This window comes from Sphingobium sp. CFD-1 (assembly GCF_024611115.1).
Lineage (GTDB): Bacteria > Pseudomonadota > Alphaproteobacteria > Sphingomonadales > Sphingomonadaceae > Sphingobium > Sphingobium baderi_A.
On the sequence record NZ_CP084398.1, the window covers coordinates 3,832,067 to 3,846,935 of the forward strand.

The following is a 14,869-nucleotide window of genomic DNA, read 5'->3' on the forward strand; positions in this document are numbered from 1 at the left end:
CCCTCCAACAAGCAGCAACGCATTACGACGCACCGGTACAAGGACGCCCGATCCGGTCCGGCAATAGTGCGACAAGGGGTTCTCAACCGGTCAGGTAATCAGTCGTGCCCTAATCGCGGACGTATAGGTTCGCCCAATCCGGACTTCAGTACCGTCGGACAAGACAGCTATCAGAGCGGCAAAGGGCGCCGGCTTAATTCGGGTTATCGCACCCCGCCGCACAATTGAGCTGCGATGAATCCGAATGAAATCGGCGGCATCGAGTCGGTTTTCGAGCGAGGCGAGAGTTTCCTGATAGAGATAATCCGCGCCTTCGACGTAAATGCGCACATAGTCCCGCTCGGCCTGAAAGCGCAAAATGCTATCCGCGGCGATTCGAAGATACTCGCCCTGCGACCTGACCCAGAAGTCGCTCGATCGTTGATCGCCGACATTCAAAGCCTTCTTGAGCGACGCGACCGTTTCCTGAAGCTCGGCGATCCGGTCGCTCCGTCTACTTGAACTGGCGGCATCTCGCGCGCGTAACATTGCGACCTCAAACCGCCCAGGTTCGATCGGCTTGGTGACATAATCGACCGCGTTCGCCTCAAAAGCGCGCAAAGCGTGGTGTCCGAACGCCGTCACGAACACGACGGCAAGCGGCGCATCGGTGAGGCGTTCCAGCACTTCGAAACCAGTTCCACCCGGCATCTGGATATCGAGTAGAAGAATGTCCGGGCGATGTTGGTTGGCGCGTTCGCATGCCTGCGCGACATCGCCCGCCTCCGCAACGTGATCGATCCAATCCATCTTGGCGAGCAGCCGGGTCAATCGACGGCGCGCAAGCGGCTCGTCATCGACCAAGAGTACGGACATCCCGGTCATACGAATTTCCAGTATAGGCCAAAGTAGGTGTGAGAATTGTTGAGCGTAACAGGGCCGAAGAAGAACTGGCGATCGTCAGTGGAACGGGATTGCATTCGTTCGGCGACGATCCGCAAACTGTAATATCTTGGTCCGTCATTTTCGACTGGCATACCGTGCTCCACCTTGATCGGAGTCTGGCCATCTCGCCATTCGCCCGTCCAAAATAGCCATTGGCAGAATTGGTTGGCCATTCGAAGTCGTTCGTTCGCCATCTGCCAGTTCATGAATACGAGAAGAGCCGCGATAGATTTAAGCTCCTTCCTATGAGTATGAAGAAGTCGACTGCCGGTGGGGCGCTGCGAAATGTCCATGGTCAGCGCTTTCGACGCTGGAGGAGCAATCCGCAAAATTGCAGGCTCAAAGCCCATTCCTGGCCGCTGGTGGGGGAGTCGCCGGGATCGGTCATAAATCTTGTCATCGAGGGGGGCGACCCGACTTTTCTCGACGCCATTCGCTCGGCTCTTGGGCAAGTGCGCGCGGATCTTCCGCAAGGCTGCCACCTGAACGTGCGGATCATTCCAGGACCACAGGCGGCGCCGTTCCCCGGTGCAGGGCCGGGGAACGGGCAGGAGCCGCTCGCCGAACTTCCTGCATTGACCGCCCGGCAGCACGACATTCTCGAGCTGTTGGCGACGGGCCTCTCGAACAAGGAAATCGGCCGCAAGCTCAACCTGTCCCACTTTACCGTCCGCAACCATATATCGCAGATCATGCGCCTTATGGGCGTCTCGACCCGTCAGGAAATTATCGCGAGAATGACGGCGCGGACCTATGGAGCGTCTTCGGATCGCGGTCAGCCCGGAAGGGAGCGGCATGGGCAACATGACTTCTGATCGCGCCTGTGCAGGCCCTTGTCACCAGCACATGCGGAACCGGTACATCGGCGTGAGAGCAGGCAAGATAGACATATGAGGAAGTGGGCCGCCACGATGGTCTGCGGACTTGTGCTTGTCGCCGGATTTCTGTGGTCGCGTCCCGACCTTAGAGGCTGGACGCCCGCCAACTGGGCCGATCCGGCGGCCAGAGTTACACCGACGAGAGCGGGTGGCGCGCCTTTTCTCGTGGGGGACTGTCTGCCAGGGACGATAGACCCTCACGAACTTCCCACCATCGAGGATGGAGCGGGCGCGGCGAGCATGAGCGTTCTCACCTGCCGAAGCAGGTCGAGCGCCATCAGGATCATGCTGATCTACCTGGCGGCCGTGCTGGCACTGCCTGCAATCCGGGCAATCTTGCGCGCGCGTCGCGTCCGGCACTGAAGCGCCAATCAACAAGGCGCACCGGTACATCCGGGCCAGTTGGCGCCGGCCGAAATTCCGAGCAGCATGCGAGCATGAAATGGCTTCCCTTGTTCTTGCTGGCGCTCCAGGTCACGTCGGGTGCAGCCGCTTCCCAAGTCGATGAAATACGCTGGGGGGCAATCGCGCTCGGCGGAAACGGTTTTGGCGCGACGCGTGGACGGATGAGCGAGGACGCGGCCACCTCGGGCGCACTGCGCCAGTGCGAAGAAAGCGGCGGTGCCGGTGAATGCCGTGTACGCCTGACCTATCGCAACCAGTGCGCCGCCTATGCTGCGGGCGACGACCGGCAAGTCGGCGTGGCATACGCCGCCAGTATCAGCAAGGCGAGCACGCTGGCCCTGCGCAGCTGCTCGCAATTGGTGAAAAACTGTCAGGTCCACTATGCGGCGTGCAGCGTCCCTTCCTCGTTCAATTAGCGGAGGGCGTATGCGGATTGAGCTGGTCGCGTAGGAACGCCATCTGCCATGACTGACTTTCCGATCATCCTCCGCGAAGGCGAGGTTCATGGCGAGGTCTATGGTATCACGGGCGCGTTCGTCGGCTATGTCAACGACCTGATCCGGGGCGGTGTGCAGACTAAGGATCTGCCGGGAGCTTTCCTCGACCTTTACGCGCTGGATTTCTATTACTGGCAAGTCTGTAACGGCGGGCATAGCCAGTTTGTCGGGAATGCCGGGGCACGGCTGCAAGCCGACTTGGATCATGCGATCCGCGGCGCTGCGCTGATCGGCATGCCAGACCTGGCGCAACTGATGGAGGACTGCCGGGACTGGTGCGATGCCAATCTGGATGAGCGGGACAGGCAGGATGGTTCAGCCAACAGAGCCAGTGCGCTGGATGTCCTCGACGACCGCTTTTTCTCGCAGGAACTCATGGACCATGAAGAGGCCGGATTTGCTGCATTCGTCGCCAGTCAACCTACTTTGGTGCGGGCATGGCTCGAGGAGGCGACGAGGCATTCGCGGTTCCGGTCGCGCAACCGATATTGTCTGGCCTCAGGCGCATGGCTGCGCGCATATCCCGGCATCCGGATTCTCCCGGGCGATGAAGTATCAGCAGCAGTGGCGGCTATCGTCACGGCGCACTGATCGCATCGTCACCCTGCCGGTCAGCGCCTTTCAGCCGGGCCATTCCTGACCGAGACCGTAAGGGAGAACTGCGGCTTGTCATCGGGATAGAAGCCCGGACGCTCCCCGAAAATGGCCGGAAGGTGGGCGGCGCCGGCCGCGTAATCGCTGACCAGATAGCGAAAGGCGAGGTCTTTGCCGACGCGCATCTTTGCAGCCGGGACAGAGGCCACGAAGCGGGCATGCTCGGAGCCGAATTCCAGCGACACGCTTTGAAGTGCCCAGTGGCATTTGCCGAGGCCGAAATAGTCCTCGTCGATCAGAACATCCTCGGGCACGGCCACGATCAGCGCGCCATCGGGCGAGAGCCAGACAGGCGCTGGAAAAGCGTATCGCGGTGGCAGGCGCACGCCGCCCAGCGCACGCCCATAGTCCATGGGAACGCATTCGCGGTTTCCGATCTCGAAATGGAGCTCGGCGCCGGACAGTCGGATCGCGCCGGGCAGGTCGGAAAAGCGCAGTTCAATGGTCTTGCCGCCATGCGCCGCCGGATTGGCTTTCACATCGATTGGGCGCAGCGACTTTGATGGGTCCAGATGGCAGGCTGACAGGCAGCCGATCAGCACGATTGCCGGGCCGACGGATAACAGTGTGGTTCTCAACCGCTGGAAGACGGGCGGTGGATAAGACCTGGCGCGCATCATACGTCCAAGAGTTCATGGCGGCTGTCGCCCGGGTCAACAGCCGCGCCGTACCGGTACAACGCAGCCCCTTGCCGGTCGCAGGCCTGATGAGGGACAGGTCATGATCTCATCTTCCTCGAGCGCAGGGCCTGGCGCCATGACCGTTATCCATTCCTATTCGTACAAGCCCAAGTTCCATCTGGCCTTGCTCGCGCTCTGCGCCTTCCTCGCCTGCGCGGCGGTGGGGATTTACGCCACCATCCATGAAGACCGGGAAGTGGTTATCAGCAGCCTCATCAACCTTGGCCCGGGCGGCTCGAAGTTGTTCTTCATTCTGCTGGGGCTTGGCTCGTTCTGGCTGGTCGGCCAGGCGATCATGGCGATACGGGCCTCGCTCATGCCGGATCGATACATTGTCCTTGCGTCGGACCATATTGCGATCCCAGCCTCGCTCTTCTCCCGCGAAGCGTCGCACATTCCGTTTGCCGACATTACTGGCCTGTCGCTGCAGACCGACAAGCGTTCGCGCATTCTGCATATCCGGCATGGCGCCGGAACGACAAAGGCCACGCAGCGATTCTTTGACGACCGGGAGCAATTCGAAGCTTTCCTCGCGCAATTGCAGACGGCCATCCGAGGTTAGCTGTCGAACAGGCCTGCGCATTGATAGGGCACCGCTGCCCTCGGAACTTTCAGAAGACCGGGTTTTGTGGCGGCAATTCCGGTCCGGGGCGTGTAGGGAAATAGGTGCCCTTGAGGCTGCCTCCAGCACCGCAATAGTCGCTGCCCGCATCATCCTGTTCCACGATCAGGATCCCGTCCCGCAGGGTCAAGCGAAGGGCATCGCCGCGCGGATAGGTGAGGGACAATATGTTCCCACGTCTCGGCATCGTCTCATTGAATTCGCAGCTCCATGCCAGAAAGTCGGGATCGACCACATTGGCATCGACTTCGAAGCTTCCGTCTTCCAGGCGGCGGATATCGATCTGCCCGCCGACTTTGCGCCACACACCCGCAAAATTGTTTCGGCGTGGCTCGGTGCGAGCGAGAATTTCCACGCGCGAGCCAAGCCAGGTAGCGAGGCCATCACGCAGATCACGGCTATCTGCCGAGCCGTCCATCAGGACATATTGATCGCGCATCAGGCTACGGCGGAACCTCTGCTCGTCAAGCGCCAGAGCCTGACGCGCAGCGGGTGATTGCCGGGTGCCGAGGGCCGTCAGCCGTCGCTTGATGGCTCGGTGCAGACCGGTCAACTCGGCATCCGCCCTGATAGTCGTTTCGATCATATCTTGCAGCTTGGCGCAGGCCGCCAGATCCCGGCCAATGTCCATATCGTCTGGATGATCGTCCAGTCTGCTTTCGATACGCCGCAACTCCCGCCGGTAATCGTCGGCGCGGACGTTGCAATGCAGGTTCTGGACGCCTGGCTGGAAAGGTGTGTCCTTGGGCGCGCGTACCTCGTCCGTCAGGTGCCAGCAGCCATCATCGGTAGCGACAAAAGTGAAGCGCCCTGGCACCCCCGTCAGTTCGACGGGTACGCCGATCCATTTGCCGTCGTCGGACGTCGCGTCGAATCTGGCCTCGCTCCATTCCACGTGCCAGACTGTGCGGGAGGGATGGCCTGTGCGGATGAGGGTATAGCGTCTGGCCTCACCCGCCGGCTCGGCCCCGGTAATCGCATAGTTCCATCCATGGAGCGCCAGGGGGAAACGGTCCAGGAACTCGGATCTTGAAACGAAATCTGTCTTGCCGGCAGCCGGGATGCTCCAGACCTGGTCGGCCGTGAATTGTTGCCGGACTACCGGAGACTGGACATAGAGGCGGAAGAACCGGGCGAATCCGCCGGTTCGGCAGGCCTCTCGGGCGGCGCCGACCGGGTTGGCGGACGTGTCCCTCTTGCCCGACTTCCCGAAGGAGGTCTGGGCCATGGTCAGGAAGATCAGCCCCGGCAGGAGCGATAGCCACACAGGCCCGAGGCGGTATCGGGTCATCGCGGATCTGGGCCATCGCGTCTGCCGAACGGATTTCGCATCGGCAAAAGCGCGCAAGGCTCACATCGAACAGCGGACATAGGCGCTCCGCGGCTTGCCGACTTCCTCGACGATCAGACGGCCGCTTCGGCCTGAAAACAGGAGATGGATCGCGCGCGTGTCCTCCTCGCCTGAGCGGATTACGCGGATGAGCATGTCTTGGGCATTGGCGTAGTCCGCAGCCCGGAGCGGGTCGTCGCCCGCCCGATCCCGCGGTGGACCGGCGTCGACATAGGCCTCGCGGACGACAAGCGCCTGCCCTGCGATTATGGCGAGATCCGATCTTAGTCCCATGCGGTTCCTGTAGGACTGGCCGATGCATTTGCCGGGGCGGGTAGCCCAGTTGCCCAGGAAGCGCGGCAGGATGACCGGGCGGTCGAGGGGGGCATAGACCGCCCGGTCCGTGCCCGTCGCGGGCTGCACGATTTGGCCGACGCCGTCCTGGGCGTTCAACCGCGCGCCGGACGATTGCGGAGCGCCGCCGCACAGCAGGAGCGCGGACAGACCGATCCCGAGTAGCCGATAGGGTGCCGGCAATCGCGCTAAGGACCCGGCGGACAGCGTTTCGGCGGTGCGGCTTTTGGCCGATCCTTGTGTGCCGGGAGAGCGGCGTTTCATAGATTACCCCTCGGCCAGCGATTTTCCTTCAGCGGCAATGTGGCAGTGGTGCCGCCAGGGGCGAAGCGCCGCGATGTACCGGTTCCATTTGTTCTGGCGACGACCGCATTGATGCGAGGTGGCTACCGATCAATCGACGTCGCAGCGTAGCCAAGGCCTGCGCGGCAAGCCCTTGCCGATCCGCAGCGTTGTTCCGTCATCCGACAGCAGCATCTGCATGGCCATGCTCTTGCCTTGCCCCTCCGGCACGTCGAAGAGGATCAGCATCTCCCTTGCCTGCCGATTGGCCCTGGCTTTCAGGACGATGGCCTTTCCCTTCGCGATCCTTTCGGACGTGATGCTCGCGGGGGAATGAACATAGGCGCGCTTGATGTGAAGGATGCCGGACTTGGAGACGATGCCATCACTCCGGATGACGACGACCCCGTTCTGCGTTCTCGAGATCGCATCCGGCGTCTCTGTGTCCGCCGCGCATCCTTCCGGCGTGGATGACCAGGTGCCGATGAAGCGAGGCATGATTTGGTCCCGGTCGAGCGGGAGATAGGCGCGCCGCTCACCCCAGGAACCGGCCACCACGAGGCCGCTCAAGGTGTCGATGGTGAGGCCGTTTATCTCGTCCGTTACAACGCGATTTGATGAAGCAAGCGCAGGAGATATCGCAGCGAACAGTGCGAGAGCCGACAGGCCGGCGATGCGATAGCCTTCCATAGGTGGCGACGGTTAGCCGGTTTGCCGGACGGATTTGATCCTTGCTGGTGTACCGGTGCGCCATCGTCATGGCGGAAGGCGAACGGACGACGCAGGATGATCCGCTCCGAACATGTCGACAGGATGACGGCACTGTGATCGCAGCGACATTCAGCCTGCTCTACCTCACCGCCGTGACTCCCCCGCCCCAGGCGGCGCCCCGGATTCTCGCTGATCCAGTTACGGAGTATGGTGCGCGTGGGCCAATGCGTCTGTGCGTGGCGGGCTTGGCTATCATCGCACGCGATGGCGAGGGGGTTCATGTGGTCGGGCCTGTTCTGCGCGTCATGAACGACGACTATCTCGTTGCCATCACCGCCATCCCGGCGCGGGATCCTGTCCTGCGAGGGCGGCAAGGGATTCCCCTACCTCTCGAAGGGGGGCTGGTCGCCTATCCCTATGCCGGCGTTTTGCCTTCCGGCTTGGGCGAGACCGCGCTCGCCACGGAACGCGTCCGCTATGTGGTTTACCGGAGGGGCACGAGGAGCGGCGGCGTGATTGTCGGTTCATCCGCGTTCAACGGGACCGACTCCGATCGGGCGGTTCTGTCCCGCCTAAGGCTGGCTGGCGCCGGTGCGGCAGGCTGTGTCCGGCCTTTGTCATTCACCTCCGATCAATCTGGGCATGTGGACGTGGACGCAGCCCGGCGCGCGGGCTTCGAACGCTACGGGTACGGGCAGTCGATTGCCTCGTATCCGCCCCAGCCGTTCGTGGGTCCTGGCTATCACTGCCAGGGTGGCATCGGATTTCGTGTCGAACCGGGCGAAACCCTGCTCCGGCCATGGAGACCGCAGGGAGTTGGAACCTCCTATCTCACGCATGACGGGATCACGATCAAGATATCTGGCCCAAGGAAGCCGTTGAGCCGGAGGGATCCGCAGAATCCTGATGAGCATCCGATGAGTCTGCTGCATGAATCGCGGATCATCTATTACAAGAGCCGCGGCGTTGGCCCATCCTATGCGCCCGCGGGTGTCCGCGAGGATGACAGTTGGAGCGTGGAACTCGGCCTGGAAGAAAACAGTCGTATGGAAATTGCCTTCCCGCCGTCGATAGTCGGATATCGTTTCCTTCAGAGGCTCGAATTCGTGAGCAAGGATGATCCACGCTGTGGCCGGGACTTCTCGCCATCTGCCAACGGAGGATAACGCTCACGCATATGGTTTGAAGCGCGGCGCCAACAATTGCGCTCTGCTGGTCCTACTTACGGCGCCGCCACAAATGGGTAATGAGGACCACAAGCCAAACAATGAACAGCAGTACACCTGCGGGCAAGGTGAACAACATCATCCAGAATGCGACCGACATATTGTACAATGTGTTGCCCCAGTCCGAACCGAGAATGAGACATGGATGCGGACTGCCTTCATCGAGCGCGCAGCCATTTATACCTGCAAGCACCGCGGCGGTTATCGCCGACAACAGCGGAAAAAGCGCGAGGACGGTGATTGTGACCAGCGTCACACCATAAATTAGAAGAAGCTGGCCTGTTTTCATGGCATTACTCCGCCATCGCTCACACAATTCGTCTCAGGACCGAGGCTGTTATTCGGTTCGCCGGCCCCGTTTGCGCGGCGGTTACAGGCAGCGATGGAGTAAGGCTTCAGCTCTCTCGCTTTCGTATGCCGCCTGCGATGAGCACTTCGGAAGTGCGGCCATTGCGACGCTTGCCAGTTGGTTGGCCGAGCTGCCCGGAATGTCAGGATTTCCGCCGGGCGATGCATTGCCTCAGGCTATCCCGTGCGGACAGACCGCCGTGAACGCCTATGGCCTGCACTTCCTTGCCATCGATTTCGAGCTTGAAGTCCAGAAGCTCGCTCATGTTGTCGAGCAGCACATCCGCAGACTGAACAGCAAGGGCGATGGCTCCTACGCCTTTCACGCGCGTTTCGGTATAATTGTAGGCGCGCACGGTCTGCGTGCTTGAATTGTTTGGATCGTTGTTGACGACCTGCTTGAGTGTCACACTGACCCAGCGCACCTTCTTTGGTTGCGGGATATTCGGCCCCCAGAAGGTCAGCAACGCGCCGCGATAATTGCCGCCCGGCCCGGAAAGACGAACCAGGCCCGCCATATTCATATACAGGGCGGCGCAATACTCGCCCGGAGCAGCGTCGTTGGTATCCTGAAAGAAATCCCACTTTCCGCGAATGATCGGACCCATTTCAGGATCCCGCTTCATTTTCTCGATTTCGTCAGTGGCCATAGCGTGCAGCGCAAATATGTTACCCGCTGCGAGGTCCATCCTGATATCCATGGGATCGCGCGGCGGTGGCCCCGAGGGGCGCCCTCCATTGCGTTCCGCATCGCGCCCTTCGGCGTAATTTGCCGCCGCGTCGCGGGCCATGTCCACGTTCTGATCAAAAACCGCCTGATTCTGCGCGCATATGTTGGGCAGGTCGGAGCAGGCCCATGCCGGACTGGCGGCACCCGCGCTCGCTACAGCCGCCAGAAGGATGGCCAGCCCGCCGCCTTGCCGCCAATTTTGTGGCATCGATCCAGGGGCAACAGCGCGATTGGACATCATGGAAGAGTTCCGTGCAAGATAAGCCACAACGCTGGGTGCCACGTGTTGGCGCATCGCGATACGGTTGAAGTGTACCAGTACTCCTACTTCGTTCGTTTCAGCCACAAAGTCCGAAGAACTGACGCTGGTGCCGAAAAAGCCGGACACAGCAACCAGAAAACGCTGATGTAGAACCAGGCTAATTGGGGCGCGATCCAGCCTTGTGCGTCATGAACCGGCTGGGCGGTTTCGGAACGGATCAGGAGTAGCAGTAGCGCGGCAAGGAGTGTGTGATCAGGATTGAAGCTGCGATGGCCTTCCGGTGCGTTATGCGGACGACGAGATATGTGGGGATGACGGACAGGACCCAGGATGAAGCCAACGATCTGGATTTCCGGTTTTTCTCAGGAATAGATGAAATAGCCCGCTTCGCTATCGTTTCGCGAGGCAGCGGGCAAGAGCATCACGTGCCCTCAATCCGTCATGCCATTTTCCTGAGAAATACACTTTTCCCTTATCATCGGCCAGAGTGTAATCCTGGGCATCCTCGATCGAATTGACCAGCGCATTTCCGCTTGGAACGGCAAAGGTGATACTACCCATCTTCCGCTTCGGATTGCCCACCAGGGAAACCAGGGCTGTGACGGTCTGTGTTTCAGCCGATTGGGTGAGGACAATTCTCATCCTCGTCGGTTTTCTGGGAGCGGGAATTCCATATCCCTGATAGACGATAATCGCCGGACCGTCGCGCCCGTTCAATGTCGTCATGATCACTGCACCATTCGTAGTCCAATAACTTGCCGAACAGCCTGCGCCCCCGATATTCGTCTGGCCTCCGGTAGAGCCGGTCGGGCCGGTCGCCCACCCGGCAAACGGCTCCTCACCCGGCAGGAACCACATGCCTGCCTCGAGCTGCTGCATCCGCTGGCCCATCAACACCCGTTCTTGCGAACTCTTGGCCTCGTCTTCGGCAAGATGATCGCCGAGCGCTTTCCACTGCTCGGGGGAAAAATACTGCATCTGAGGCGATCCATCGCTGCCGCCATTGTCCCATTCGCACCAATATTCTACGATATTGCCCGTTTGATCATAGACTTCACTGACCGTGTATTCGTTATATCGTCCCGCACACAAGTGCTCTGCCCGTGCATCCTGCGGCCAAAAGAAAAAAGCGAGCGCAACCAGAAAAATTCCGATTGACAGTCTGTATGACGCTGAGACGGTACGATCCGTTGATGCTCGCGATGCTGGAAAAGGAAGTGTCAAACTGGGCGTCATGCGAATACCCTGCACAAAAAAAGGCCATTTTTTCCGTACGGTTCGGCCAATCGAACAGCAACAACTCAGATGTACCGGTACGCCTATCGCTGCCTTTTCAGCCACAATGCCTGAAGAACGCATACTGGCGCGGAAAAGACCGGACACAGCAGCCAGAACATGGTGATGTTGAACCAGGCCAGCTGGTGCGCGATCCAGCTTTGTGCGTCATGAACCGGCTGAGCGGTTTCGGAACGGATCATTAGCAGCAGCGCTCCGGCCAGAAGTTGCGTGCTCAGGATTGAAATGCCGGAAACTGCGACGGCCTTCAGGTGCGTCGTGCGGATGACGAGATATGTGGTGATGACCGACAGGATCACGACGGCAGGTATCAGGTGCACCACGCTGACGTTCACGCCGAGCAGCTTCGCTTCGAACATCCGGCTATTGCCCCAAGTGGTCTTTGATCCGAGCGGTATCGAACGGGGCTACAACGGTTTCGGTTAGCAAGGGCCATAATCCCAAACAGCAGTCATCGGATGATTGCGCCGGATTTTCGCAGCGCGTGCAGCGACTGTGCGTTCCTCATCAAAAGGAAGCGCTGGAAGGGCGGCCAGTTTTTCCTGCGCGATCCCATCTCCATGGCTCGCCGCAACGCGATACCAAGCGATCGCGCGCAGATAGTCCTTCCGGCGATCGGATCGACTGGAATAGAGCGATCCGATCCCGGCAAAGCCATGCGGTTCGCCATGGCGGATCGCGTTGAAATAGGCATGCCGCGCACCGACCTTGTCTTTGGGCACACCACGACCGAATTGACGCAGCAGGCCAGGCTTGCCCATGCGGCGCCCAACTTTCGCCGGGCGGCCTTGCGCAGCCAGCGGGCGGCGGCTTTGGAGTCCACAGGCACGCCGAGGCCTGTGTCCAGCATTACGCCAACCTTCCATTGCGCCCGTAGGGAACCATGTTGGGCGGCAGTCAGGTAGTAGGCATAGGCGCGCGTTGGCGCCGAAGGCGTTGCCGTCTCTTCAAGCCAGCCGAGCCCGCTGAACCCTTCGGGATCGCCGGCTTTGGCCAGATCAAGCGCCAGTGCCTGCACCCGAGGGCTGTCGCCAGAGCATATCGCGGCTTGCATGGCCCGGTGGCCGGAGGTGTCGTCAGGAATAGCCAGCGCCTGGACCATGAGCATCACAATCAGCATGTCGGGATTGTGCCCTCATTCATTTCTTCGTTGGCCCCCGGAACGCGGACATAGCCCGCACCCTTGCGGACAAAGTGCTCGGTGATGGTTCGAGTGCCGGAAAAACGGACATCGAAGGAGCGATTGCGCACGACATTGACGATAGTGCCGTCGAAGGTTTGATAGCCCTCCTCGACGGCGCCGGAGCTGTCGTAGTGGGAAGCGAAAGTGACGAGAGATCGTGGGCCGCTGGGAGTCAGTTCCGTCAGCGTCTTGGAATCGCAGGCATAACCCTGCCAGACGCCGCCAGCGGTAGACTCGATCACCGTCCCGTCGGTGATATCCTGCCTGACTTTCCATTGCGGCGGGCTGGCCATGATGCTCCCGACCACAGCGTCAGGCCAGCGGCGAACTTCCTCGAACTTCGCCCCTGCTATTTCGCGCAAGTAGAATATCCCCAGGGTGCCCAGAGCGACGGGATAGGGTTCATCGCCGGTTCCCTCGGCGATCAGGATCGGTCCGAAATCTCCCCAGACGACCTTGCCTTTGCCGTAGGTATATACGGCCTGTTCGGGCACGCTGATCTCGCGGGCGCCGCTCCCGAACACGGCTTCAAATGCAAGATCGACCTGTTTCTCGGCAGGCAGCGCACGCAGGGTGGAAGGAGACGGTTTCCCGGCCGGCGCTGACGCCGACGGGTTCGGTTTCTCGTCGTGGGTGAGGTTCGCTCCGGTGGCGCGGGGAGAGGCTGTGATCCCGGTCCAATTGGCCAAGGCCCATCCACCACCACCCGCAAGGGCCAGCCCGACCAGCACCAGGAGCGGCCAGCGCCGCCTGGCGCGGGTTCCGGTCTCAGTGCTCGGGTTAGCCGGGGGGGATTCTTCGGCCTCTTCGGCGTGTGTCACCCCGGCATCGCTCTGCTGGAACAGCACCGCCTTTTCGCGTTCGAACTCCTCCGCGCTGAGCGCACCGGTATCACGCAATCGCGCTAATCTTTCCAAGCGGCTCAGGTGGTCGTCTGCGGTCATGGTCCCCATTCCAGAGTTGCGGAAGCCGCAATCTACTCAAGCGTTCCCTCCAAGGCAGATGCGCCGGCGTACCGGTACGTCCGGGGCGCTCACACCTGGCGCATCCGCGGGGTAAAATCCCCCAGTTCATGGGAGTCACGATCTTGCGGTCCAGGTCTGTTACGAATGCGGTTGCACTTTGCACTATGGTTTTGGTCGCGCTGACTGCCTGCGACGGGGCGAATGGTGCCGACGCCCCCAAGAGGCCGCGACCATCGGCGACTCCGACCCAGCCATCGCTTTCCACGCCTGCACCAGCGCCACTCAGCGAACATGATCGGAACGCGCTCGACATGGCGAAGCGAGCCTGTGAAAATCGCGATTTCAAAACGCTGTTCACAGCGATCGCCATTTCGCCCGTGGTCCGGCGCAAATACAGTGCGCGCATGATCGAGGTCAGCGTGCGCGAGAGCCCAGACAAGGCGCTGGCCACGCGTCAGGTGTCGTCAAGCGCCTATGAAGACTTTCCGATCACTCAGGTCGACTTCTATTACAAACCCACAAAACCCCTGAAGGCGGGGGATGAGGACGAATATATCGATATTGAGTTCAACCAGAGCCAGAGCGATCAATTCTCGGTCGATTGGGCGCGCGTCCACTATGATGGCCAGTCGGATGGCGGTGACGATCTGGGCAATATCATCGGCACGGACGGCAATCCGCTCCCGCCTGGAACCCATCCGGATTCAGACGGGCAATTGCTGTTCTGGCCGACGAACGACTGCTGGCAACTGGTGGCGGATAACAGATGGCAGCGGTAGGGCAACGATTGCACGTACCGGTACGCCGGTTCCCTTGCTTACAGTGAGGTACGGATCTTCAATTGACGCCATCTCGTCGATTCTCTGAACGCATTCGAGGCTACCTGTAATGAAGCAACGCTATCTCTTTGGTGCGATCATTGCATCTTTCTGCCTTGGTATTGCCCTCTTCACACCGGCACCATCAATGGCCGAGGGCAGATGTCCTCCCGGATACTTCCCCGTCGGCGGAGGTGGGGCTGGCTGGGAAGGCTGCGCTCCGATGGGCGGTGAACCGGGCGAAGGTACGGACACCTCCGCGCCGGAATGGGAGACGCGCTGGGGCGCGATCGCCACCGGAAGTGGTGCTTTCGGCGCGGTTGAAAATGCCCGCAGCAAGAAGGAGGCCGAACGGATCGCCATGGCCCGCTGTCTGCAATCGACAGCGAATGCGCGTTGCAAGATAAAGGGAAGCTATCACGACCAATGTGTGGCTCTGGCCTGGGGCGACAAGGGCGCCATTTCTTACCGCGGCCCGGACGAGCTTGAAAACCGGCAGCGGGCCATGGCACTTTGCAGCAAGGAGACGACGGACTGCCAGATCTTTTATTCGGCGTGCAGTCTGCCGGCACGCATTCGCTGAAGCACCGGTACGTCGGGCAGATTGAGAATTGGACGACAGCGGTTCTAGGCAGCCTTGAACCGAGATCACTCGGCCGACACTTTGTTGAGCTTGCTGGTCATGAATATCCGTATCCCTTTAG

19 protein-coding genes are annotated in these 14,869 nt (G+C 60.6%); 8 read left to right on the forward strand and 11 right to left on the reverse strand.

Features of this window, described 5'->3' with window-relative positions:
• Window positions 1-90: 90 nt before the first annotated feature.
• The gene (locus LDB26_RS19195; RefSeq protein ID WP_257539554.1) at window positions 91-864 is read right to left on the reverse strand and encodes a LytTR family DNA-binding domain-containing protein; all 774 of its coding nucleotides are present in this window, start codon (window positions 862-864) and stop codon (window positions 91-93) included.
• A gap of 212 nt (window positions 865-1,076) precedes the next feature.
• On the opposite strand from LDB26_RS19195, the gene LDB26_RS19200 reads away from it, so the two are divergent.
• From LDB26_RS19200 to LDB26_RS19215, 4 genes are all read left to right on the forward strand, one after another.
• Entirely contained in the window at window positions 1,077-1,739 is a 663-nt protein-coding gene (locus LDB26_RS19200) for a response regulator transcription factor (RefSeq protein WP_257539556.1), read from the forward strand.
• Between the two features lie 75 nt (window positions 1,740-1,814).
• Window positions 1,815-2,165 (forward strand): hypothetical protein, encoded by a 351-nt coding sequence (locus tag LDB26_RS19205; protein ID WP_257539558.1) that lies wholly within the window; start codon window positions 1,815-1,817, stop codon window positions 2,163-2,165.
• A gap of 74 nt (window positions 2,166-2,239) precedes the next feature.
• Window positions 2,240-2,623 (forward strand): DUF4189 domain-containing protein, encoded by a 384-nt coding sequence (locus LDB26_RS19210; RefSeq protein WP_257539560.1) that lies wholly within the window; start codon window positions 2,240-2,242, stop codon window positions 2,621-2,623.
• Window positions 2,624-2,671: 48 nt separating this feature from the next.
• Window positions 2,672-3,295, forward strand: coding sequence for a DMP19 family protein (locus LDB26_RS19215; RefSeq protein ID WP_257539561.1), 624 nt, complete (start codon window positions 2,672-2,674; stop codon window positions 3,293-3,295).
• A gap of 20 nt (window positions 3,296-3,315) precedes the next feature.
• On the opposite strand, the gene LDB26_RS19220 is transcribed toward LDB26_RS19215, so the two are convergent.
• Window positions 3,316-3,978, reverse strand: a complete 663-nt coding sequence (locus LDB26_RS19220) for a hypothetical protein (RefSeq protein WP_257539562.1) — start codon at window positions 3,976-3,978, stop codon at window positions 3,316-3,318.
• A gap of 136 nt (window positions 3,979-4,114) precedes the next feature.
• Between LDB26_RS19220 and LDB26_RS19225 the strand changes: the two genes are divergently transcribed.
• Window positions 4,115-4,600: a hypothetical protein gene (locus LDB26_RS19225; RefSeq protein WP_257539563.1), complete on the forward strand. Its 486-nt coding sequence runs from the start codon at window positions 4,115-4,117 to the stop codon at window positions 4,598-4,600.
• Between the two features lie 49 nt (window positions 4,601-4,649).
• Here the strand turns inward: LDB26_RS19225 and LDB26_RS19230 are convergent, their stop codons facing one another.
• The 3 genes from LDB26_RS19230 to LDB26_RS19240 all read right to left on the reverse strand — a co-directional run bounded on the left by LDB26_RS19230 (window position 4,650) and on the right by LDB26_RS19240 (window position 7,316).
• The gene (locus LDB26_RS19230; protein WP_257539564.1) at window positions 4,650-5,951 is read right to left on the reverse strand and encodes a hypothetical protein; all 1,302 of its coding nucleotides are present in this window, start codon (window positions 5,949-5,951) and stop codon (window positions 4,650-4,652) included.
• Window positions 5,952-6,011: 60 nt separating this feature from the next.
• Window positions 6,012-6,608, reverse strand: a complete 597-nt coding sequence (locus tag LDB26_RS19235; RefSeq protein WP_257539565.1) for a hypothetical protein — start codon at window positions 6,606-6,608, stop codon at window positions 6,012-6,014.
• Window positions 6,609-6,737: 129 nt separating this feature from the next.
• Window positions 6,738-7,316, reverse strand: coding sequence for a hypothetical protein (locus LDB26_RS19240; RefSeq protein ID WP_257539566.1), 579 nt, complete (start codon window positions 7,314-7,316; stop codon window positions 6,738-6,740).
• 326 nt (window positions 7,317-7,642) lie between these two features.
• Here LDB26_RS19240 and LDB26_RS19245 point away from each other — a divergent pair, with 326 nt between their 5' ends.
• Complete coding sequence (locus LDB26_RS19245) at window positions 7,643-8,503, forward strand: hypothetical protein (protein WP_257539567.1); 861 nt, start codon at window positions 7,643-7,645, stop codon at window positions 8,501-8,503.
• Window positions 8,504-8,555: 52 nt separating this feature from the next.
• On the opposite strand, the gene LDB26_RS19250 is transcribed toward LDB26_RS19245, so the two are convergent.
• The 6 genes from LDB26_RS19250 to LDB26_RS19275 all read right to left on the reverse strand — a co-directional run bounded on the left by LDB26_RS19250 (window position 8,556) and on the right by LDB26_RS19275 (window position 13,326).
• Window positions 8,556-8,852: a hypothetical protein gene (locus tag LDB26_RS19250; protein WP_257539568.1), complete on the reverse strand. Its 297-nt coding sequence runs from the start codon at window positions 8,850-8,852 to the stop codon at window positions 8,556-8,558.
• Window positions 8,853-9,054: 202 nt separating this feature from the next.
• Window positions 9,055-10,029 carry a hypothetical protein gene (locus LDB26_RS19255; RefSeq protein ID WP_257539569.1) on the reverse strand — a complete coding sequence of 325 codons (975 nt, stop codon included), beginning with the start codon at window positions 10,027-10,029 and terminating at the stop codon, window positions 9,055-9,057.
• 264 nt (window positions 10,030-10,293) lie between these two features.
• Window positions 10,294-11,139 carry a hypothetical protein gene (locus LDB26_RS19260; protein WP_257539570.1) on the reverse strand — a complete coding sequence of 282 codons (846 nt, stop codon included), beginning with the start codon at window positions 11,137-11,139 and terminating at the stop codon, window positions 10,294-10,296.
• Window positions 11,140-11,222: 83 nt separating this feature from the next.
• Window positions 11,223-11,558: a hypothetical protein gene (locus LDB26_RS19265; RefSeq protein ID WP_257539571.1), complete on the reverse strand. Its 336-nt coding sequence runs from the start codon at window positions 11,556-11,558 to the stop codon at window positions 11,223-11,225.
• A 92-nt stretch (window positions 11,559-11,650) separates the two neighbouring features.
• Window positions 11,651-12,319, reverse strand: coding sequence for a tetratricopeptide repeat protein (locus LDB26_RS19270; protein ID WP_257539572.1), 669 nt, complete (start codon window positions 12,317-12,319; stop codon window positions 11,651-11,653).
• A complete protein-coding gene (locus tag LDB26_RS19275; RefSeq protein WP_257539573.1) occupies window positions 12,313-13,326 on the reverse strand; it encodes an SHOCT domain-containing protein in 1,014 nt (337 codons plus the stop codon). Before LDB26_RS19275 ends, LDB26_RS19270 begins: the two co-directional genes overlap by 7 nt.
• Window positions 13,327-13,658: 332 nt before the next feature.
• Here LDB26_RS19275 and LDB26_RS19280 point away from each other — a divergent pair, with 332 nt between their 5' ends.
• Together LDB26_RS19280 and LDB26_RS19285 are read left to right on the forward strand one after the other, a co-directional pair.
• On the forward strand, window positions 13,659-14,126 hold the full coding sequence (locus LDB26_RS19280; protein WP_257539575.1) for a hypothetical protein: 468 nt from the start codon (window positions 13,659-13,661) through the stop codon (window positions 14,124-14,126).
• A gap of 109 nt (window positions 14,127-14,235) precedes the next feature.
• Window positions 14,236-14,748 carry a DUF4189 domain-containing protein gene (locus LDB26_RS19285; protein ID WP_257539578.1) on the forward strand — a complete coding sequence of 171 codons (513 nt, stop codon included), beginning with the start codon at window positions 14,236-14,238 and terminating at the stop codon, window positions 14,746-14,748.
• The last annotated feature ends 121 nt before the right edge of the window (window positions 14,749-14,869 follow it).